This is a genomic window from Streptomyces sp. PA03-1a, assembly GCF_033792805.1.
Taxonomy (GTDB): domain Bacteria; phylum Actinomycetota; class Actinomycetes; order Streptomycetales; family Streptomycetaceae; genus Actinacidiphila.
This window is the reverse complement of the sequence record NZ_JARAVO010000073.1, coordinates 18,657-38,277: the sequence shown is the minus strand read 5'-3', so window position 1 is coordinate 38,277 and position 19,621 is coordinate 18,657. Positions and strand designations below refer to the sequence as shown.

Below are 19,621 nucleotides of genomic sequence, written 5' to 3'. Positions count from 1 at the left end.
GACCGGGGCGGACTCCCACTCCACGTCCACGCTGATCCCGCCGGCCCGCAGGGTGATCCGCCGCAGGGTGCCGGGCAGTTCGCCGGCCAGCAGCCGGGTCTGCGCCCGCAGCTCCTCCACGGTCATCGCGCCGTCGGCGCTCCCGCCCGCCGCCTCGGTGGTCTCCTCAGTGCTCGTGCTCATCACGCTTCTCCCAGTCCACTACCGGCTGACGGTCGGGGTGCCCGAAGCGGTCGAACCTGTCCCGGCGCACCTCGACGAGCCGGTCCCCCGGCAGGTCGAGCAGCGGGGCCAGGGCCCGTACCAGGGCGGTCTTGACATTGAGCGCGGTGGCGTACGGCGCGGTGTGCGCGCCGTCCGGCGGCTCGGGCACGATGGCGTCCACCACGCCGAGGCGCAGCAGGTCCGAGGCCGTGAGCCGGAGCGCGTCCGCGGCCCGGCCGGCCTGCTCGGCGGTGCCGAACAGGATGGTCGAGCAGCCCTCCGGGCTGATCACCGAGTAGTACGCGTTCTGCAGCATCAGCACCGTGTTGGCGACGCCCAGGGCCAGAGCCCCGCCGCTGCCGCCCTCGCCGGTGACGACGGAGACCACGGGCACGCGGACCCGGGAGAGTTCGAGGATGCACTCGGCGATGGCCAGGCTCTGGCCCCGCTCCTCCGCGCCGATGCCGGGGAAGGCTCCGGGGGTGTCGACGAGGGCGACGATCGGCAGGCCGAACCGGTCCGCCAGCCGCATCAGCCGCAGCGCCTTGCGGTAGCCCTCGGGGTTGGGCATCCCGAAGTTGCTGCTCACCAGCTCCGCGGTGTCGTGGCCCTTCTGGTGGCCGAGGACGACCACGCTCTGGCCGCCGAGCCGGGCGATGCCACCGACGAGCGCCCGGTCGTCGGCGAAGGCCCGGTCGCCGTGCAGGGCGACGAAGTCGTCGAAGACGTAGCCGATGTACTCGCGCGCGGTGGGCCGCTGGATCGTGCGCGCCAGCGCCACCGTGTCGCGGGTGCTGCGCACGGCTGGGACGGGCGTGGTGAGCGGCTCGGCGCCCGCCGGGTCCGGCAGTTCGGGCACCGAGGGACCGAGCAGGGTCAGCAGCCGGGCCAGGTGCTCGCGCTGGTTCTCGCGCGGCACGACCGCGTCGATCATGCCGTGCTCCAGCAGGAACTCCGCGCTCTGGAAGCCCGGCGGCAGCTCCTCGCGGATGGTGTTGCGGATGACCTGCGGTCCGGCGAAGCCGATCAGGCTGCCCGGCTCGGCGAGGATGACGTCGCCGAGCATGGCGAAGGAGGCGCTGGCGCCGCCGAAGGTCGGGTCGGTGTTGAGGTTGATCACCGGCAGCGCCGCCTCGCGCAGGGCGGCGATCCACTGCGAGGTCTTGGCCATCTGCATCAGGGAGAGCGCGCCCTCCTGCATGCGGGCCCCTCCGGAGGCGGCGACCAGCAGCAGCGGCAGCCGTTCGGCGAGGGCCTGGCGGGCCGCGGCCGCGATGGTCTCGCCGACCACCGAGCCCATGCTGCCGCCCATGAAGCTGAAGTCGAGCACGGCGGCGACCAGCGGGCGGCCCTCGATCGTCAGGCGCCCGGCGAGCACGGCGTCGTTGCGTCCGGTCCTGGCCTGGGCGTCGCGCAGCCGGTCCCGGTACGGCTTGCTGTCGGTGAAGCCGAGCAGGTCGCGCGGCCGGTGGTCGTCGGGGAAGGCGCGGAAGCTGCCCGGGTCGGCGAGCTGCTCGATCCGGGTGTCCGGCGGTATGCGGAAGTGGAACCGGCACTCGGGGCAGACCTTGCGGTTGCGGTCCAGCCGCTTGCCGTAGATGAAGGCGCCGCACGCCCCGCACCTGCGCCACTGGACGTCCTGGCCGGCCCGTACCGGCCCCTGCTGCTGTGTCACGGCGGTGTCCCCCTCCCCTATCCGTGGTCCGGGACCTGCGCGAGCGGCCGTTGCGGCCGGCCGGCGGTGGCCCTGGCGATGCCGAACGGCGGCATGTTGCGGTAGACGGTGTGCGTCCGGGCGGGGTCGACGACGTAGGCCTCGTGGAAGATCCCGACGGCGCCATCGTTGCCGACCGTGCGGTTGAAGCGGGCCCAGGCGGGACGGTGGGCGGCCTCGGTGTTGCGCGAGTACGCCATCAGCTCGTCCATGCTGCGCCAGTACTGGACCATGATCACGGTGCGGTTGAGCCAGGTGCGCGAGCCCAGGAAGCCGTGGTCCTTCTGCTTGTTGAGCTCGATCAGCATCGGGAACATGGCCAGGAAGGACGGCAGCCAGCGGTGCACCTTCCAGAAGCTGTTGATCCTCATCCCGATGAGGAAGAGGACGGTGCCCTCGGGCGGGTCCGCCACCTGGGGTACGGTCTCGACCTTGCCTGCCACGGGGGCGCTCCTCTCGGATCTGCTCGGCTCGGAACGGTGGGTACAGGCTCAGAACGGGTAGCCGCGGGGCGGGACGCTGCTGGTGAGCGTGTGCCAGCGGGTGAAGGCCTCCAGGGCGGCCCGGCCGCCGAAGCCGGAGGCGTTGCCCGACGCACCGACGCCCCCGAAGGGCAGCCGGGGGTCGTGGCCCACGGTCTGGTCGCCGACGTGGACGACGCCGCAGCGGATCCTGCGGGCCAGCGCCCGGCCGCGTTCGGCGTCGGAGGTGTAGACGGCGGCGGTCAGTCCGTGGTCGGAGGCGTTGGCCAGGGCCACCGCCTCGCCGTCGTCGGCGAAGGCGGTGATCGTGGCCACCGGGCCGAAGACCTCGGTCCTGAAGATGTCCATCAGCGGGGTGACGTCGGCCAGGACGGTCGGCGGGAAGTACGGTCCGCGGGCCCGGCCGCCGGTGACCAGCCGGGCGCCCTGGGCGATGGCGTTCTCCACGGCGGCGGCGATCGAGGTGAGCTGCCGCTGGTCGATGACCGGCCCGATCTGCGCGTCCTCGCGGTACGGGTCGCCGATCCGCAGTGCCCCGGCGTGCCGGGCGAGCGCGGCGGTGTACTCCGCGGCCACCTCGCGCTGGACGAGGTGCCGGCGGGCGGCCATGCAGATCTGGCCCTGGTGCAGGAAGGACCCCCAGGAACCGGCGGAGGCGGCCTGTTCGAGGTCGGCGTCCGGCAGGACGACGAAGGCGTTCTGCCCGCCGAGTTCGAGGACCACCCGCTTCAGCAGGCGGCCGCAGGTCGCGCCGATCTCCCGCCCGGCCTCGGTGGAGCCGGTGAACGACACCATGGCCACGTCCGGTGCCTGCACCAGGGCCCGGCCGGTGTCGGCGCCGCCGTGCACCACCTCCAGCACGCCCCCCGGCAGCCCGGCGTCGGCGAGGATCCCGGCCAGGACGCGGCCGCCGGACAGCGGGGTGTGCGGATCGGGCTTCAGCAGCACGGTGTTGCCCAGCGCGAGGGCCGGGGCGACCGAGCGCAGGGCCAGCAGCAGCGGGAAGTTCCAGGGGACGATCACCCCGACGACGCCCAGCGGCACCCGCCGCACCTCGGTCTGCCTGCCGGGGTCGGAGCCGGGGCCGTGCGGGGCCTCGGGCTCCCGCACCAGTTCGGCGGCGTGCCGTAACTCCCCGGCGCCGGCGTGGACCTCGTAGAAGGCCTTGCCGGGGATCGACCCGCCCTCGCGGACCAGCAGGTCCTGGACCTCCTGGGCGCGTTCCAGGAGCAGCCCGGCGGCGCGCCCCAGCACCTCGGCCCGGTCGGTGGCCGGCAGCGCCGCCCAGCCCGGCGCGGCGGCGGCCGCCCGGCGGGCGGCCGAGGCCACGGCACCGGGTCCGGCGAGCGGGACGCCACCCAGCTCCTCGCCGGTGATGATCTCGCGGCTGACCAGCAGCCCGGTCTCGGTCGCTGTGCTCACCTGCGTACCTCGGTCTCGTCGTCGGTGGGGGTGGCGGGGCGCTCGCGGCGGGTCAGCACGGCGAAGGCGGTGACCCGGCCGGCGTCGGCGGTGACGGTCACGTTGACGTCACCGCTGAGCACCGTGTCGGCGAAGCGCGCCAGCTCTCCCTTGAACAGCAGGGTCCAGGGCCCTCCTTCGGGGCCCCGTACGTCGATGTCGCCCCAGCGGCCGCCCACCCGGGGCGGCGCGGCCAGGGCTCGCAGCGCGGCCTGCCGCAGCGACCAGCCGACCGCCGAGGCGCCGCCGGCCGGCAGCCGCAGCGCCTCGGGGCCGTGCCAGGCCACCAGCCTCCGGAAGGAGTCCACGTGGACGTCGCAACTGCCCACCCGCACCACGGTCCTGCCCTCCGCGGACGCCCCCGCCGATTCCTCAGGCATGGACCGGCCGCCCTTCGGCCAGCATGTGCTCGACCATCGCGACGAGGTTCCCGACGGTCAGCCGCTCCAGCATCCGGTCGAGGGTGAGTCTCCCCGCCCAGACTTCGGGGTCGAGTTGCGGCATGACGACCGCCAGCCTTTCCAGACCGCGCCGGCTGATGATTCCGTTCGCGTCGCAGAATTCCTCGTCCGGGACCTCGCCCTGGAGATAGCGGCCGCACCGTTCGACGGAGAGGACCACCGGGACGCAGCATTCGATCCGGAAGAACACGTCGAGCAGGTCGAGCGATTCCAGGCCGAGGTCGGAGGCGAAGGCGAGATCGGGATGGTATTTCTCCGGGTCGATTCCCATCGCCTCCACGACGACGGACCGCACCAATTCCTCGACGTCATAGCGAGGCATGCGCATCACTCCCATCCGGCAGCTCGGCCGGCCGCGGCTTCGGGGCCTTCCCCCACCAGATCCGCCGACCGCCCCGGACCGGACACCTCGCCCCCCGGGCACCGCCCGCAGGGCGCCGGCCCGGACGGCGGCACGGGCTCGCCCTCCTCCGCGGCCGCCAGCGCGCGGCGCAGTCTGCGCAGGCAGCGGGTGCGGATGGGGCCGACCGAGCCCAGCGACATCGACAGCGCCGAAGAGATCTCCTCGTACGAGGCCGGCGGGTCCTCCAGCGCCATCCGCAGCACGCCGCGGCACTGGTCCGACAGGCCGTGGATGGCCCGCAGGACCTCTTCCTTGCGGTGCGCCCGCAGGGTGATCTGCTCGGGGCTCTCGTGGTGGCCGGACAGGACCTCGAGGGTCTGGCTGTCCCCCACCATGACGAGTCGCTTTCCCCGTGTCACCACTTTGAGGGATTCACGCCTCGCCACGGTGGCGAGCCAGTCACCGATCCGGTCCGGGTCGCGAATGCGGTCCACATTCTGCACCAGCCGGAACCAGGTCAACTGCCGTACGTCCTCGGCGTCCACGTCGTTCATCCGGTGGCTCCGGATGACGGACCAGACGAGCCGGCCGAATCGCTCGACCATCTCGTCCCAGGCCGTTTGTTCCCCTCGCGCACACCCCGCCAGAAGCTCCGCATTCCCCTTCCGGGTCATTGGGATTCCTCCGTCTGGAAATTACCGGACTTTCGACGGGTGCGTATTCCATGCAACCCGGCGCGGGGGTTTGCGGGCAAGCGGTGCCCGCTGTCAGCAAGCGGCCTGGCCGCACCTGGACAGCGGTGCGTCCGGTGCGCGGACCGGGTCACGGTGGCGCACGCCTGGGCGCGCCCCACGGCGGCACCGCACGGGTGCGGTGCCGCGGGTGCACCCGACCCTCCCTAGGCCGCCGAAGGCGCGGGGGCGGGGGTCGTCTCGGGGTCGGGGCCGGGTTCGGCCGTGCGCTCGCGGGCGGAGACGCCGAGGCTGACCAGGGCGCAGGCGGCCGCGAGGGCGGCGGTGAGGTACCAGTTGAGCCCCGGGATCCCGGTGTTGTGGGCCAGGTCGAACAGGGCGCCCGCGACCAGCGTGCCGGCCATGTTGCCGAAGCTGCGGAAGAAGTGCATGGCGCCCATCGCGCGCGCCAGCCGGTCCGCCGGGATCCGCCGGGTGACCCACAGGTCGAACGAGGGCGTGAAGAGGATGTCCCCGAAGACCACCACGAAGCAGCCGACCACCACCCACAGCACGTTCCGCCCCGCGCCGAACAGGACGAACGCCAGCGCCATCGCACCGAACGCGACCGCCATGACCTGCCCGGGACGGAAGTGCTTGATCATGAACCGGAAGGCCGGGTACTGCAGCGCCATCAGCGTGATGCCGCTGATCCAGAAGGGCGCCGAGACCGGCAGCCCCTTGACGTACTCCTCCATGAACAGCGGCATGCCGACCAGGAAGCTGATCGACATGATCCAGAACAGGCTGGACAGGAAGAAGTAGCGCGTGCCCGCACCCGCCTTCAGGCCCTTCAGGACCGCGAAGTTGACCAGCGGGGTCGCTGCGGCGGCCGCCCGGTCCTGCTCCTCGTCGCGCGGGATGACGAAGACCGCGGCCAGGCAGTAGCCCGCGAAGAGCGCGAAGACCACCCCGAACAGCACGCGCATGTCGGCCCACAGGAAGAGCCCGCCGACGACCGCACCGGCGATGACGCCGGTCTGGCAGGCCATCTGGAAGTACGAGAAGGCCTTCGCGCGGTGCTCTTCCGGCAGCGCGCCCAGGATGTTCTTCAGCCCCGGGAAGGACATGCCCGACCCGAAACCGACGAAGAAGGCGCACAGACCGTACGCCACGAGCCCGTCCGCGAAGCCCATCAGGCCGAGGGCGACGGCCTCCAGGGCGATGCCGGCGATGACGCTGCCGCGGGTGCCGAGGCGGGCGCCCAGCCCCTCGTAGAAGAAGGTGGAGGACAGCCGGCCCACGTAGGTCAGGAACATCACGAACCCGGCCCAGAAACCGCTGTACTCGACGCCCAGGGTGGAGACGAGGTGCGGGAAGTAGATGTAGTTGCCGACGTGCGCCAGCGCGATGCCGACGCAGACACCGGCGAGCGTCCTTTTCGCCGTTGCGTTCACGAGTCCGACCTCTCGTCGTGGTGCAGGCCGACCTTCCCTCCCGAGGGGGTCGCCCGCAGGGACCTGATCTCCTGCGCGACGGCCTGGCGGTCGACCACCACGCCTGCCGCGACGGTGAGTTCGGGCAGGGTGGACAGCGGTTCTTCCTTGGCGGCCGCCGGGAGCAGGTTGAAGGTCGCGGGGGCGCCTTCGTGAAGAAGATCCGGCGAGGGTGCCGACCCGGACACCTCGTCGAAGAAGAGCCTGTTGTCCAAGGTGGCGGCGCGCAGCAGGCCGTGCCGCAGGGCGGCGCGCTCGCGCGGGTCGTCGCCGGCGAGCCGGTCGAGCTCCCCGAGCAGGCTGTAGCCGTGGAAGGCGCCGGTGTTGCCGCAGTCGGTGCCGACCAGCATGCCGCGGCGGGACAGGGCCCGGAGGCTGTTGGCCCGCATGGTGGCGAGCGCGGCGGTGCGGGTGTCCTGGCAGCCGAAGCGGATGCCGAAGGGCTCCTCGACGCCCGCGACGAAGTCGAGGTTGGCCGGGTCCTGGGTCTCGCGGAAGCCGGGCCTGCCGTACTCGCGCCGGAAGTCCTCCCGCTCCATGACCATCGGGTACAGCCCGCCGAGGGTGGAGATGAAGCGCGCCCCCTCCAGGGCGTGCCAGTCCTGCGCCGTCAGCTCCAGGTCGCGGACGGGGTGGGCGAAGAGCCGGAAGCCGTACGCGTACGCCTGCAGGACCTCCTCGCGGGTGTTGCAGTCGAGGATCGCGGGCAGCCCGTGCGCGTGGACCACCCGCGCGACGTGCTCCAGCACGGGCGCGGGCAGCCGCGAGAAGCGCCGGGCCGTGCCGGGCTGCTCGGTGCCGTCGGTGAACATGACCTTGAGGAAGGTCGCGCCGCGCGCGCGGTTGGCGGTGATCAGCGGCTCCAGGTCGTCGCCGACCCCGAGCATGAAGACCGGAGCGGGGAACTCCACGCCGTGCCCGGTCAGTCCCTCGCCGTCGCGCATGGAGGTGGCCGCGTAGCCGCAGTGCGCCAGCCGCGGGTACGGCACCGGGGACGTGGCGCGGCCGGCCTCCCAGGCGTCGGCGACCAGCGGGAAGCCGAACATGTCGACGACGTGCGTGACGCCGTGGAAGAGGTACGACAGGGCGGAGATCCGCGCGTCGTCGAGGGAGTCGTCGAAGTTGGCGGGCAGCGCGAGGTGGGCGTGCGCCTCGACGAAGCCCGGCCACAGCTCCGGCTCGCCGCCGGCCCGGACGTCCCGGTCGGCGACCGCCTCGATCCGGGTGAAGACCCCCTCGCCGACCTCCACGTCGTACAGCGTCTGCGGGTCGAGGAGGGGGACGGCGACGCGCCGGAGCGCGCTCACCGGGCGACCTGGACGGACAGGTCGACGGCGATCCGGTCCAGCGCCGCCTCGCAGCGGCCCCCGGCCTCCGCGCGGCCGTTGCCGGTGAAGATCACGTGGCCGAGCCAGTCGAAGTTGCTCTTCGACAGCCGCGCGACACCGGTGCCGGGGGCGCGGTAGCTGAGGGCCTCGACGAAGCCCGGCTGCTCGTTGAGCGCGGTGAAGTCCACCGCGCGCAGGGTGCCCTCGACCGGCGAGCCGAACCAGCGGCCGCTCGCGGTGACCGTGCCGGGGAAGGGCAGGTCCGGCGTCTGACCGAGCGCCTGGCGGATGACCTCCAGGTAGGGGTCCACCCCGCTGGAGATCTTCATCAGCTGCGGCACGATGCCGCCGATGAGCCGGCCGTTGACCTCGCACAGCACCGGGCCGTCGGCGGACAGCAGGTACTCGGCGTGGATGAAGCCGAAGTCGATGCCGAGGGCGCGCAGCGCCTTCTCGTTCATCTCGAACAGCTCGTCCTGCAGCGGGTGGCCGCGGAAGTACGTCGCGCCCATCTCGATGAAGTACGGGAAGCCGCTCAGGCAGCGGTCGGTGATGCCGAGGTTGACGATCTCCCCGCCGTCCAGCACCACGGCCTCGACGGAGACCAGCTCGCCCTCGACGAACTCCTCGACGACGACGTCCGGGATGCGGGTGACGCCGCGCCCGTAGTCGGCGACCTCCGCCAGGTCGGCGAGGTAGGCCGCCAGGTCCTCCTCGCCGGTGAGGTGCAGGACGTGCAGGCTCGCCGTGCCGTCGGAGGGCTTGACCACGCACGGGAAGCCCACCTCGCGGATCGCGGCCTCCACCTCGTCCAGGGCGCGGGCGTGCGCGAAGCGCGGCTGGCGCACGTCGGTGCCGGCGAGGGTGAGCCGGGTGCGGTGCTTGTGGCGGGCGTTGAGGGCGCCCTCCACGCTCATCCCGGGCAGGCCGAGGGCGCGGGCGACGGAGGCGGTGTGGACGGTGTGGTACTCGCTGTAGGTCGTCACGCCGTGGACCGGGCTGCTCGCGTGCACCTCCTTCGCCAGCTGCTCCAGCGCGTCGATGGAGAACGCGGACTCGCTGGTGATCACCCGGCAGCGGGGGTGGGCGAAGGCCGGCTCGGCGAGCGGTGACGCGGCGACGTAGAAGCCGGGGTCGGCGCTGACCAGCGTCACCTCATGGCCCAGGGACAGGGCGTTGGCGATGCCGGCGACGCCGTTCGGATTGCATTCGACCATCAGTACGTGCATGAGAACCCCCTCGGTTGGTGCGGGATCGGATTCAGTGCGCGGAGCACGGCGGGCAGGTGGAGGCCGAGCGCGGCCATCACCTCCTGGTGGTCGCCGCCCTCGGACGGCCAGCCGTGGCCGGCGCCGACGGAGGTGACCTCGCAGGCCGGCAGCAGCAGCGCGAGGGCCTCGGCGACGCCGCCCTCGGTGCGGTGCTCTTCGACGACGACGAAGCGGCGGTGGTGGCGGGCGAGTTCGGCCGCGGCGCGGGAGAGGTGGGCGTGGTCCAGGTAGGTGAGGTGGGCGTGCGCGGTGCCGGGGCACTCCGCGCGGGCGGCCAGCGCGAGCCGGGTGCCCTCCTCGCCGACCGAGACCAGGCACCGCTCGCCGGCGGCGCCGGAGCCGTGGTGCTCCCAGGTGACGGTGCCGCCCTCCGCGACGGGCGCCCGCAGGCTCTCGTACGCGGCGTTGCGGCCGGTGCGGATGTAGTGCGGACGTCCGGAGCGCACCGCGGCGCGGACCACGGAGCGCATCTCGGCCTCCCCGTACGGCGCGGCGATCGTCACGCCGGGGATGCTGCGCAGGACGGCCAGGTCCTCCAGGCAGTGGTGCGTCGTGCCGAACCACGCGCCGGACACGCCCGCGTACGGGGCGACCACGGTGACGCCGGCGCGCAGGTAGCCGAGGGTCAGCTTCAGGCTCTCGGCGGCGCGCAGCGCGGCGAAGGGGGCGAAGGTCGAGACGAACGGCTTCCATCCGGCGGCGGCCAGACCGGCCGCCATGTCGACCATCGCGGCCTCCGCGATGCCGAGGTTGAGGAACCGTTCGGGGTGCGCCCGCTGGAAGGGGTGCCCCTTGCCGCCGAGGTCGGCCTCCAGGCACAGGACCCGGTCGTCCCCGGCGGCGAGCGCGGCGAGTTCGGCGCGGTAGGCGTCGCGCCCGGACAACGTCATCGCAACGGTCCCTTCCACGGAGCGGCGCACACGGCGACCGCGAGGGGACGAGTGGCGGTGTCCCCGCCGAAGGCCCCGAACCGGCCACGGTGGTGCGCCCGCGGGAAGGGGTGCCCCTTGCCGCCGAGGTCGGCCTCCAGGCACAGGACCCGGTCGTCCCCGGCGGCGAGCGCGGCGAGTTCGGCGCGGTAGGCGTCGCGCCCGGACAACGTCATCGCAACGGTCCCTTCCACGGAGCGGCGCACACGGCGACCGCGAGGGGACGAGTGGCGGTGTCCCCGCCGAAGGCCCCGAACCGGCCACGGTGGTGCGCCCGCTGGAAGGGGTGACCCCTGCCGCCGAGGTCGGCCTCCAGGCACAGGACCCGGTCGTCCCCGGCGGCGAGCGCGGCGAGTTCGGCGCGGTAGGCGTCGCGCCCGGACAACGTCATCGGATCAGTCGCTTCCACTGGGCGGCGCGCGCGGCGTCGATCGTCACGTAGTGCGAGGCGGCCTTCCCCTCGACGGGCGGCACGCCCTTGCCCTTCACGGTGTGCGCGACGACCGCGAGCGGGCGGGTGGCGGCCGACCGGTCGGCGGCGAACAGGGCCGACAGCGCGCCCAGGTCGTGGCCGTCGACCTCGGCGGTGTCGAAGCCGAAGGCCGCGAAGCGCTCCGCGAGGTGCGGCAGGGGGGAGATGTCGGCCACCATGCCGTCGTTCTGGCCGCCGTTGCGGTCCACGACCAGGACGAACCCGCCGAGCCGCTGGGCGGCCGCGACCTGGCAGGTCTCCCATACCAGGCCCTCCTGGAGTTCGCCGTCCCCCGCGACGGCGATCGCCTTGCCGGTGCCGCCCTGCAGCCGTTGCGCGAGCGCCCAGCCCGCGGCGTACGCCACGCCGTGGCCGAGGCTCCCGGTCGGGAACACCACGCCCGGCACCTTGGGTCCCGGGTGGCCGGTGTAGGGCCGGCCGGCCAGACCGTAGTGCGGGGCGGGGTTGTCCGGGATCACGCCGGTGACGTGGAGCGCGGCGTACAGGCCGGCGGCGGCGTGGCCCTTGCTCAGGACGACCTGGGTGCCGTCGTCCGCCGCGGCAGCGTGGTCGAGGGCGGCGACGAGGACGTCGAGGACGGACAGGCTCCCGCCCAGGTGGCAGCCGCGGGGGCTCGCCGCCATGTCGACGACGAGTTCGCGGGCGCGGCGGGCCCGTTCGACGAGCGGCGGGTGCGCGGTCTCCCGTACGGCGGTCGCGGGCGTCATGCCGCGCCGCCGGAGGTGAACCAGTGGCGGACGGCGTCGGCGAGGACGCCGCGGGCGCGGCGGTACTCGTCGGCCGGGAGGCGTTCGGCGTCCGTGTGGTCGAGGGAGGCGTCGCCGGGCCCGTAGGCGACCATGGGGACGCCGTGCCAGGTCGTGGCGAGGGTGTTCATGTCGGAGGTGCCCTTCTTGACGACGTGCCGGGGCCGGATGCCGGCGCGCGCGAACGCGCGGCCGAAGGACCTGGCCAGGGTGGTGGCGCGGCCGCCCGCGACGCCGGGGGTGGCGCGGAGCACCTCGACGGCGAGGCCGTCGCCAGGGGCGTCGAGCACCAGGGCGGCCTTGCGGACGGTGGCGAGGTCGGCGTCCGGCGGGATGCGGAAGTTGAGCGTGCCGACGGCCCGCTGGGCCTCCCGGGAGTCGTGGGTGCGGACGTCGATGAGGGCGCTGAGCGCGTCGGGCGCGTGGGCGGCGACGGCGGCGCGGATGCCGGCGACGGCGCGCAGCAGCAGGTCGGGCGCGGTGACGGCGCCCATGCCCGCGGAGTGGCCGCTGGCGGCGGTGGCCGTGAGGCGGAGCTTGAACAGGCCGAAGTAGCCGAGGGTGAGGGTGCCGGAGCCGCTGGGCTCGCCGACGACGACGGCGTGGGCCGGGTAGTGGTCGCGGGCGTGGAAGGCACCCTTAGCTGAGGAGACCTCCTCCTCGACGGCGCCGACGACCCGCAGCTGGCCGTCGTCCGGGACGTCGGCCGCGGCCAGCACCTCCAGGAACGCGGCGAGGCTCCCCTTGGCGTCGACGGTGCCCCGGCCGGAGAGTTCGCCGTCCCGCCAGGCGGCCGGCCAGTGGTGCGGCACGGTGTCGAGGTGCCCGAGGAGCAGCAGGCGGCGCGGGCCGTCCCCGCGGGTGGCGACGAGGTTGCCCACGGCGTCGATGTGCGCGTCGATGCCGTGCCCGGCGCACCACTCGCGCAGGTAGGCGGCGAGTTCGTGCTCGTCCCCGGAGACGGAGGGGATGCCGGCGGCGCGGCCGAGCAGGGTCAGGTCCTGCTCGGGGGGCGCCTCGCGCCAGAACCGGGTCCAGCCGGTGGGCTCGGCCAGGGTGTGGGGGCCGGTGATGGCGACGTCCCCGGTCCCGTCGAGGGCGAGTTCGGCGGCGCGGACCTTCTGCCGCATGCGGCCGCCCGCGTACCGCGCGGCCTCGCCGGGGTGGGCGTGGCGGAGCGTCGACGCCGGGTCGGCGGGGTCGGTGAGCAGTCCGGCGGTGCCGGTGACGAGGCGGAGGTGGTCGGCGTCCAGGGCGCGCGCGAGGGCGGCGGCCAGGACGTCGGCGTCCACGTTGAGGGGGGCGCCCCCGTCGCGGTCGCGCACCGGCGGCGACACGCACACCACGTCGTACGCGTCCAGCAGGGCGCGCAGCGCCGCCGTGTCGACGTCCTGCGGGACCCCGGCCCGGTGGTCGCGCACGACGCGGCTGCGGCCCTCGGGCGTGACGGTCTTCAGCGGCCGGTTGGCGCGCCCGCCGACGAGCCCGCCGCGGGCGGCGACGGCGGTGAGGACGGTACGGCCCAGGTCGCGCAGGCCCGCCTCGACCGAGGGCAGGGTGACCCGCTCGTAGGCGTCGACGATGTGCGTCATCTCCTCGGGCGGGCAGTAGCGCACGGTGTCGCCGCTCGCGAGGCGCAGTTCGGGCATGGCGCGCCCGAGGGCGGTGTAGTGCCGCTCGATGCCGACGGCGCCGCCCGCCACGAGCAGGACGCGGGCGCCGCGGGCGACGAGGTCGGACAGCTCGTGGAGGATCGCGCCGCGGGCGAGGGTGGCGCTGCCCACCTTGACGACGTACAGGGGCCGGTACGGGGACGTCACGGTGCCACCGCCGTCCGGGGCAGGCCCTCGGTCTCGTCGAGGCCGCAGAGCAGGTTCATCGCCTGGACGGCCTGCCCGGCCGCGCCCTTGACCAGGTTGTCCAGGGCGGCGACGGCGACGGCCTGGTCGTCCTTGACGACGACGGCGACCTCGGCGACGTTGGAGCCCACGACCGCCTTGAGCATCGGGAAGTCCTGCGGCGCCCTGGGCGCGGGGCGCACCTTGACGAAGGGGCGGCCCTTGTAGGCGCGTGCGTAGGCGCGCTTGACGTCCAGGCCGGTCACGCCCTCGCGCAGCCGGGCGTACCCGGTGACGAGGATGCCGCGGGGCACGTCGAGGCTGTGGCTGGTGAAGCGCAGCTCGGGCACGGTGCCGGTGAGGTCGGCGATGGCCTGCCGGATCTCGGGGGCGTGCCGGTGCCCGAAGGGCTTGTGGACACGGAAGTTGCCGGCCCGCTCGGCGGGGTGCTCGCCGCTGTCCCGGCCGCCGCCGGTGGAGCCGGTCTTGGCGTCGACGACGACCTCGGGCAGCGCGAGCCCGTCCGCGAAGAGCGGGTGCAGGGCGTAGACCGAGGCGACGGCCATGCAGCCGGGCAGGTTGACGAAGCGGCCCTGCGGGACGGCCGGGGACAGCTCCGGGACGTAGTACGCGAAGTCCTCGGCGGCCGGCTGCTCGGCGGTGCGCGGGTAGTGGGCGCGGACCTCGCCCGGGTCGCGCAGCCGGAAGTCGCCCGCGACGTTGAGGACCCGCTTGGCGTGCCCGGACAGCAGCGGCAGCAGCCCGGGCAGTGTGCCGGTGGGCAGGCAGGAGATGGCGACGTCGACGTCGTTGCCTTCGTCGGCCAGCTCCCGCAGCGGGCGCAGCGTCAGCCCCGCGGCACGCGGGTGGTTGCGCAGCCACGGGTGGACGGCGCCGAGCGCGGCACCGGCGGCGCGTTCGGCGGACAGGAAGGCGAGCTCCACGCCGGGGTGGTCCAGCAGCAGCCGGACGAGCTCTCCCCCGCTGTAGCCGCTGGCCCCCGCGACGGCGACCCGGACCGTGCCGGGCGTGGTGTCAGCCAAGGCGGGCCGCCTTCTCGTAGGGACGGCGGAAGTCGCCCTCCTGGACGAGCTTGCGGATCGCGTCGGGCCGGCGGGCGACCTTGGCGAAGGCGTCGGCGTAGCGCAGGATGCGCTCGTACTCGACCGGGGAGCGCAGCTCGCGGCAGAGCACGAGCGTGGTGTCGAGCATGTGCCGGATCACCGGGAAGTCCTGCGGGGTGTGGTCGCGCACGGCGCCCGGGTTGAGGGTGAAGGGGTGACCGCCGCCGAAGCCGGCCCGGTGCACGAAGGGCAGGTGGCAGGGGATGGGCGTGTTCTGCCACTCGCGGGCCGGTACGCCCTCGGCGACCAGCAGCTCGTGGACGGCCTCCTTGACCGCGTACGCGGGCAGGTCCGCCAGGCCGATCGCCTCGGGGTGCAGGGTGACCCGGTACATGTTGTAGGCGTGGACGTGGCCCTCGGGCACGTACGGCGGGGTGAACAGGCCGGTGTCCTTCAGGGCCTCGCCGAGCAGGGCGGCGTTCCGGGCGCGGACCGCGTCGTAGTACGGCAGCCGCTGCAACTGGCTCGCGCCGAAGGCGGCGGCGATCCAGGCCATGCCGTAGTCGATGCCGTGCCGGTCGAGGTAGGCCGTGGCCCGGTCGTACGACTCCTGCTCGGCGAAGAAGGCGATGCCGCCCTCGCCGCCGAGCGGGAAGTTCTTGTCGGCCATCAGGCTCTGCCCGGCGGCGTCGCCGAAGGAGCCGGCCACGCGGTCGCCGACGCGGGCGGAGTGGGCGTGCGAGGCGTCCTCCACCAGGGCGAGGCCGCGGCGGTCGGCCAGGGCGCGCAGCGCGGTCACGTCGGCGGGCAGGCCGTGGACGTGGACGGGCATCAGGGCGCGGGTGCGCTCGGTGACCGCCGCCTCGGCCGCGGCCGGGTCCATGCAGTAGGTGCGCGGGTCGACGTCGACGAAAACCGGGACCGCGTGCGCGGCCACGACGGCCTGCGCGGTGGCGATGAAGGTGAACGCCGGGACGATCACCTCGTCGCCGGGCCGGACGCCCGCGCCGACCAGCGCCATGTGCAGGCTGGAGGTGCCGCTGGCGGTGGGCAGCGCGAACGCCGCGCCCACGTAGGCCCGGTAGGCCTCGGCGAAGTCGGCGACGATCTTGTCGGGGTCCTGCCGCTGGGCCAGCAGGAGGTTGAAGACGTCCTCCTTGGTGATGACCGGGAACAGGGTGCGGCGCAGGTCCCTGGGGATGACCGGCGCGCCGCCGAGGGCGGCCAGTTCGGCGGTCACGTCGTCGGGGTGCGGCAGCGGCAGGGGTGCCGCGGGGAAGTCGGTGATCATGAGTCAGCTCCCGAGAGGTCGCCCGGCGGGGCGGCCTGGGTGAGGGCCATCCGGACGCAGGCGGCGACCAGCGGGCTCAGCCGGTAGTTGAACTGCACGCCGGGCACCAGTCGCGGGTCGGCCTCCTCCTGCGTCCACATGGTGCGCAGGTCGTACGCGCCGAAGATCTTGAGCCGTTCGGCGCGGGCCCACACGGCGGGGTCGTCGGTCAGGACCGCGGCGGCCGGGCCGAAACCGAGGCCGGTGAGGTCGACGACGAGCACCGGCGCGGTGCCCGCGGCGGCGCGCCGGGCCAGGTCGTGGGCGTTGCCGGCGTCAAGCTCGACCAGGTCGTACGGGACCGGGCCCGCGGCGTCGCCGGTGGCGCCGGCGACGGCGGTGATGCCGAGCCAGTCCAGGAACGCGCGTTCCCGGTCGCCGGCGCCCGGCCGGGCGGCGACGCGGTCGCCGTGGCCGATGCCCTGCCCGGCGAGCGCCCCGTGCAGGGCGCCGCTGCGGCTGTTGAACAGCGCGGCCCTGGCGCGGCCGGTGCGCCGGGTGAGCAGCCGCTCCAGGCCGGGCAGTTCGCGGTCGCTCTTCTCGATGCTCATCACCACGCCCGACGTGAGGACCCGGGTGAGCACCGTGGCGGTGTCGAACGCTTCCATGGGTGGGGTTCTCCTCCGTCTGCCGGTTACGCGGCGGTGGCGGCGGACTCGGGCCGGTAGGTCTCGACGACGTAGTCCGCGAGGTGGCCGGCCACGTCCACGCCGTGCTTGGCGGAGGAGCGGGCGAACTCGGGGTTCGCGTTGACCTCCAGGACCATCAGCTCGCCGGTGGTGCGGTCCTCGACGAGGTCGACCCCGTAGAAGCCCTCGCCAAGCGCGTCCACCACCTGGGCGCAGCGCTTCTCCATCTCGCGGGTCAACGGGACCCGTACGACCTCGGCTCCGAGGTGGGTGTTGGTGCGCCAGTCCGGCGAGACCCGCCGGATGGCGACGACGGGCGTGCGGCCGACGACCACGATCCGCAGGTCGTGGCCGGGCTTGTCGACGTACCGCTGGACCAGGACGGGGAAGAGCTTGCCCGCGGCGTCCGCGGACTCCCGTCCGCCGATCCACGCCTCGACGCACTCCTCGCTGGTCATCCGGGAGACCCCGCGGCCCCAGGAGCCGCTCACCGGCTTGATGACGGCGGGCAGTCCGACCTCGCCGACCGACTCGCGGACCTGCGCGTAGCTGAAGGCGTGGAAGGACTCCGGGTGGGGGACGCCGTGCCTGCTGAACAACAGGGCCTGCAGGCCCTTGTCGTTGCAGGTCTCGATCGTCGTCGCGCGATTCAGCGCGGGAACTCCGCTGAATTCCAGCCGGCGGGCCACATTGACGGCCTCGCGGTGCGAGAGATTGCGGATGAGTGCGAGGGCGGGCGGTTTCTTCCGGCCCGTCACCAGCCCCGCCAGGTCCTCCAGCAGGACCGGGCGGACCGCGAGCCCCCGCGAACGCAACGCCTCCAGGAGGAGTTTCTCGTCGGGGCGCAGGACGGTGGCCGACAGCAGCACCTCTAACCCGGCGTCGGACCCGGTCACTCGCCCCAGTCCTCTTCGACCTCGGGCGCGAGCTCTATCCGTGCGCCGGCCTCGGACTTCTCGACGACCTCGTGCTCCTGGCCGCAGGCCGCGCACTCGGTGATCTCGCCCTTCAGCCAGTCCTGCCGGACCGGGATGTCCGTGTCGCACACCAGGCACTGGAGCGCCGCGACAGGAGCAGTCATTTCTCTTTCCTTTCCACTGCATTCCGGGGCGGAAAAAGCAACTTCAGAATCCCCCGCCGGCAACTCGGCGGTCCAGCGGGTTCGCCGCCGTCCTCGTGATACGGCCATCGGGATCCTCAATGGGAAACCGGCCCGTCCGGCGCGCACACCGGCACCGGGGTTTCCCGCGAAAGTGGAATTCACCTTGCTGCGGTGCGACCACGGTGCGGATCACGGTGCGACGACGGTGCGGATGAACATCCGGGGAACGGACGGTGACGGCGGCATCCGTCGAACGATGTGTTCGATAAGTCCGTTATGTGGATGCTAGCTTCGGCCCGTGAACGACTCGGGCCTGCTCACCCTCGACACGCCGCTCCCACCGGCCACCCGCCGCACCCCGCGGCTCCTCCACTGGGTCACCGCGCTCCCCGTGCTCGCGCTGCTCGGCTGGTCCGTCACGACGGCGGAACTCCACGGGGACATCCGGTACGTCCTGGCGTGCCTGCGGACCGCCGGCGCGGACGGCCTCTCGCCCTCCGAGACGTTCACCCACCGGCCGTTCTTCTACCGGTGGTTCGTCGCCGGGCTGGACTCGGTCACGGCCGGACCGGTCGCCGTGCGCGAGATGATCATCCGGCTCGCCGGAATCCTGCTGTGCGCGGCCGCGGCGCTGGTGCTGCGCTGGGCCATGGCACGCCGTCTGCCGCGTCGCGACGCGACGATCACGGCCGCCGTGGTAGGGCTCTCCCTCGCGTTCGCGCCGCGGACCGACTTCCTGCAACCCGAGTGGGCCGCGACGCTGCTGTCGGTGGTGGCGGTCGCCTTGGTGCTGGGCCTCGACCGGCCGTGGACCGCCGCGCTCGTGGCGTCGTTGCCGCTGGCGCTCGCGGTGCTGATGAAGTACTCCACGGCGGCGACGGCCGCGATGGCGCTGCTCGTCGTCCTCGCCGTCGACCGGCTCAGGGCGTTGCTGCTCGCCGGGACGACGGTGGCCGGCGGGGCCCTGCTCTTCGCGATCAGTCTGTGGTCGGGGTCCCACGAGTGGCAGTGGGTCCGCGACATGCCCCGGATCAACAAGGGGGCGCTGACCCGGCAGGGCGTGGACCCCGCCTTCCTGCTCGACAGGGCCGCCGACTTCCTGGCGAACCGGGTCTACTTCAGCCCGATGGTCGCCCTGCTCCCCGCCGCGCTGCTGCTGTTGCTGTCCCGTCAGGCGGACCGGCGCAAGCGGGTGGAGTGGGCCGTGCTGGCGGTGCTGGTCTGCGCCGGCTGCCTGGCCGCGGTGGCGGTGCAGGGCAACTGGTTCGCCTACCACGCCGCCGCCCTGCCGGTCTTCGCCGCGGCCGTGTGGGGCCTGGCGGTGGCCCGCTGGTACGCGGACCTCAAGCGGCCGCCGCTCTTCCTGACCGCGGTCACGGCGCTGTACGCGGTACTGGTGCCCCTCGCCTCCCTCGCGCCCGCCTGGGCCCAGGGGACGGCGGCGGGCTGGCTGGCCGGCGCTGTCGCCCTGGCCGCGGCGGGCGCCGACCTGCGCCTGGCCCGTGACGGTGCGCGCCGCCCCGGCACCGCCCGGTGGCGTCGCGCCGCCCTGGCCCCGGTCGCGCTCTGCGGGGCGTTGTGCGTGGCGGTGACGGTCTGGCCCTCCTCCCCGCACCTGATGAGCCGTGCCGGGGTGAGCTCGACCAACGCCGAGTACCTGCGGACCAGCGCGGACAAGGCCGCCGCGGCGGACGCGGTGCGCCGGCGGATCCCCGACGGCGCGCCCGTGCTCTACCTGGCCTTCGGCGACGACGCCTACTTCGTGGACCACCCGGTGCGGTGCCGGTACCCGATCCCCACCTTCCTGCAGCGCGTGCGGTACCTGCCGGACGTGAGCGCGCTCCGGTCGCACGCCGAGAACGCCCGCTGCATCACCGAGGACCCGGCGCCCTACGCCGTCCTGCAGCGCGCCTGGTTCGACCTGGACCGGGTCGACCCCTCGGTCGCGGCCCGCATCGAGGAGGTCTACGACTGCCCGGAGACCGCGGACCCACGGGACCTCGTCGTCTGCCGGCTCCGGGCGGGCCGCGGGTAGCGCCGCCCGGAGCAGGCCGCGCGC

The 19,621-nt window shown here is 73.8% G+C and carries 21 protein-coding genes; 1 reads left to right on the top strand and 20 read right to left on the bottom strand.

Annotated features, from left to right (window positions below; translation table 11 throughout):
- From PV341_RS18370 to PV341_RS18275, 20 genes are all read right to left on the bottom strand, one after another.
- A partial coding sequence (locus PV341_RS18370; protein WP_500358397.1) for a hypothetical protein occupies positions 1-183 on the bottom strand: 183 nt, incomplete at its 3' end.
- Entirely contained in the window at positions 167-1,879 is a 1,713-nt protein-coding gene (locus PV341_RS18365; RefSeq protein ID WP_500325444.1) for an acetyl-CoA carboxylase carboxyltransferase subunit alpha, read from the bottom strand. The genes PV341_RS18365 and PV341_RS18370, both read right to left, overlap by 17 nt.
- A gap of 17 nt (positions 1,880-1,896) precedes the next feature.
- Positions 1,897-2,361 carry a DUF4188 domain-containing protein gene (locus PV341_RS18360; RefSeq protein ID WP_500325446.1) on the bottom strand — a complete coding sequence of 155 codons (465 nt, stop codon included), beginning with the start codon at positions 2,359-2,361 and terminating at the stop codon, positions 1,897-1,899.
- Positions 2,362-2,409: 48 nt separating this feature from the next.
- Positions 2,410-3,822, bottom strand: coding sequence for an aldehyde dehydrogenase family protein (locus tag PV341_RS18355; protein ID WP_500358395.1), 1,413 nt, complete (start codon positions 3,820-3,822; stop codon positions 2,410-2,412).
- Entirely contained in the window at positions 3,819-4,241 is a 423-nt protein-coding gene (locus PV341_RS18350; RefSeq protein ID WP_500358394.1) for a hypothetical protein, read from the bottom strand. Before PV341_RS18350 ends, PV341_RS18355 begins: the two co-directional genes overlap by 4 nt.
- Positions 4,234-4,650 (bottom strand): acyl carrier protein, encoded by a 417-nt coding sequence (locus tag PV341_RS18345; RefSeq protein WP_500325452.1) that lies wholly within the window; start codon positions 4,648-4,650, stop codon positions 4,234-4,236. Before PV341_RS18345 ends, PV341_RS18350 begins: the two co-directional genes overlap by 8 nt.
- A complete protein-coding gene (locus tag PV341_RS18340) occupies positions 4,650-5,270 on the bottom strand; it encodes a sigma-70 family RNA polymerase sigma factor (RefSeq protein ID WP_500358393.1) in 621 nt (206 codons plus the stop codon). The genes PV341_RS18345 and PV341_RS18340 overlap by 1 nt, the downstream gene beginning before the upstream one ends.
- 293 nt (positions 5,271-5,563) lie before the next feature.
- Positions 5,564-6,793 (bottom strand): MFS transporter, encoded by a 1,230-nt coding sequence (locus PV341_RS18335; protein ID WP_500325456.1) that lies wholly within the window; start codon positions 6,791-6,793, stop codon positions 5,564-5,566.
- On the bottom strand, positions 6,790-8,139 hold the full coding sequence (locus tag PV341_RS18330; protein WP_500358391.1) for an amidohydrolase family protein: 1,350 nt from the start codon (positions 8,137-8,139) through the stop codon (positions 6,790-6,792). The genes PV341_RS18335 and PV341_RS18330 overlap by 4 nt, the downstream gene beginning before the upstream one ends.
- Positions 8,136-9,389: an ATP-grasp domain-containing protein gene (locus tag PV341_RS18325; RefSeq protein ID WP_500325460.1), complete on the bottom strand. Its 1,254-nt coding sequence runs from the start codon at positions 9,387-9,389 to the stop codon at positions 8,136-8,138. Before PV341_RS18325 ends, PV341_RS18330 begins: the two co-directional genes overlap by 4 nt.
- Positions 9,377-10,321: a transketolase family protein gene (locus tag PV341_RS18320; protein WP_500325462.1), complete on the bottom strand. Its 945-nt coding sequence runs from the start codon at positions 10,319-10,321 to the stop codon at positions 9,377-9,379. The genes PV341_RS18325 and PV341_RS18320 overlap by 13 nt, the downstream gene beginning before the upstream one ends.
- Complete coding sequence (locus tag PV341_RS18315; RefSeq protein WP_500358389.1) at positions 10,318-10,536, bottom strand: hypothetical protein; 219 nt, start codon at positions 10,534-10,536, stop codon at positions 10,318-10,320. Before PV341_RS18315 ends, PV341_RS18320 begins: the two co-directional genes overlap by 4 nt.
- On the bottom strand, positions 10,533-10,751 hold the full coding sequence (locus tag PV341_RS18310) for a hypothetical protein (RefSeq protein ID WP_500358387.1): 219 nt from the start codon (positions 10,749-10,751) through the stop codon (positions 10,533-10,535). The genes PV341_RS18315 and PV341_RS18310 overlap by 4 nt, the downstream gene beginning before the upstream one ends.
- Positions 10,748-11,560: a thiamine pyrophosphate-binding protein gene (locus PV341_RS18305; protein ID WP_500358385.1), complete on the bottom strand. Its 813-nt coding sequence runs from the start codon at positions 11,558-11,560 to the stop codon at positions 10,748-10,750. Before PV341_RS18305 ends, PV341_RS18310 begins: the two co-directional genes overlap by 4 nt.
- Positions 11,557-13,419, bottom strand: coding sequence for a M20/M25/M40 family metallo-hydrolase (locus tag PV341_RS18300; protein WP_500325466.1), 1,863 nt, complete (start codon positions 13,417-13,419; stop codon positions 11,557-11,559). The genes PV341_RS18305 and PV341_RS18300 overlap by 4 nt, the downstream gene beginning before the upstream one ends.
- Positions 13,416-14,480: an N-acetyl-gamma-glutamyl-phosphate reductase gene (argC, locus tag PV341_RS18295; RefSeq protein WP_500325467.1), complete on the bottom strand. Its 1,065-nt coding sequence runs from the start codon at positions 14,478-14,480 to the stop codon at positions 13,416-13,418. The genes PV341_RS18300 and argC overlap by 4 nt, the downstream gene beginning before the upstream one ends.
- Positions 14,473-15,792, bottom strand: coding sequence for a DegT/DnrJ/EryC1/StrS family aminotransferase (locus tag PV341_RS18290; RefSeq protein ID WP_500358384.1), 1,320 nt, complete (start codon positions 15,790-15,792; stop codon positions 14,473-14,475). Before PV341_RS18290 ends, argC begins: the two co-directional genes overlap by 8 nt.
- Positions 15,789-16,439, bottom strand: coding sequence for an aspartate aminotransferase family protein (locus PV341_RS18285; RefSeq protein WP_500358382.1), 651 nt, complete (start codon positions 16,437-16,439; stop codon positions 15,789-15,791). The genes PV341_RS18290 and PV341_RS18285 overlap by 4 nt, the downstream gene beginning before the upstream one ends.
- 26 nt (positions 16,440-16,465) lie before the next feature.
- The gene (locus PV341_RS18280) at positions 16,466-17,356 is read right to left on the bottom strand and encodes a RimK family alpha-L-glutamate ligase (RefSeq protein WP_499513971.1); all 891 of its coding nucleotides are present in this window, start codon (positions 17,354-17,356) and stop codon (positions 16,466-16,468) included.
- On the bottom strand, positions 17,353-17,541 hold the full coding sequence (locus tag PV341_RS18275; RefSeq protein WP_450387848.1) for a lysine biosynthesis protein LysW: 189 nt from the start codon (positions 17,539-17,541) through the stop codon (positions 17,353-17,355). Before PV341_RS18275 ends, PV341_RS18280 begins: the two co-directional genes overlap by 4 nt.
- A 319-nt stretch (positions 17,542-17,860) precedes the next feature.
- Here PV341_RS18275 and PV341_RS18270 point away from each other — a divergent pair, with 319 nt between their 5' ends.
- A complete protein-coding gene (locus PV341_RS18270; protein ID WP_500358381.1) occupies positions 17,861-19,597 on the top strand; it encodes a hypothetical protein in 1,737 nt (578 codons plus the stop codon).
- The last annotated feature ends 24 nt before the right edge of the window (positions 19,598-19,621 follow it).

Bases quoted from the DNA above. Each gene is read 5' to 3' on its own strand.
- PV341_RS18285 (WP_500358382.1), bottom strand. From the start codon at position 16,439: ATGGAAGCGTTCGACACCGCCACGGTGCTCACCCGGGTCCTCACGTCG.
- PV341_RS18320 (WP_500325462.1), bottom strand. From the start codon at position 10,321: ATGACGTTGTCCGGGCGCGACGCCTACCGCGCCGAACTCGCCGCGCTC.
- PV341_RS18275 (WP_450387848.1), bottom strand. From the start codon at position 17,541: ATGACTGCTCCTGTCGCGGCGCTCCAGTGCCTGGTGTGCGACACGGAC.
- PV341_RS18315 (WP_500358389.1), bottom strand. From the start codon at position 10,536: ATGACGTTGTCCGGGCGCGACGCCTACCGCGCCGAACTCGCCGCGCTC.
- PV341_RS18350 (WP_500358394.1), bottom strand. From the start codon at position 4,241: ATGCCTGAGGAATCGGCGGGGGCGTCCGCGGAGGGCAGGACCGTGGTG.
- PV341_RS18305 (WP_500358385.1), bottom strand. From the start codon at position 11,560: ATGACGCCCGCGACCGCCGTACGGGAGACCGCGCACCCGCCGCTCGTC.
- PV341_RS18345 (WP_500325452.1), bottom strand. From the start codon at position 4,650: ATGCGCATGCCTCGCTATGACGTCGAGGAATTGGTGCGGTCCGTCGTC.
- PV341_RS18340 (WP_500358393.1), bottom strand. From the start codon at position 5,270: ATGGTCGAGCGATTCGGCCGGCTCGTCTGGTCCGTCATCCGGAGCCAC.
- PV341_RS18290 (WP_500358384.1), bottom strand. From the start codon at position 15,792: ATGATCACCGACTTCCCCGCGGCACCCCTGCCGCTGCCGCACCCCGAC.
- PV341_RS18310 (WP_500358387.1), bottom strand. From the start codon at position 10,751: ATGACGTTGTCCGGGCGCGACGCCTACCGCGCCGAACTCGCCGCGCTC.
- PV341_RS18325 (WP_500325460.1), bottom strand. From the start codon at position 9,389: ATGCACGTACTGATGGTCGAATGCAATCCGAACGGCGTCGCCGGCATC.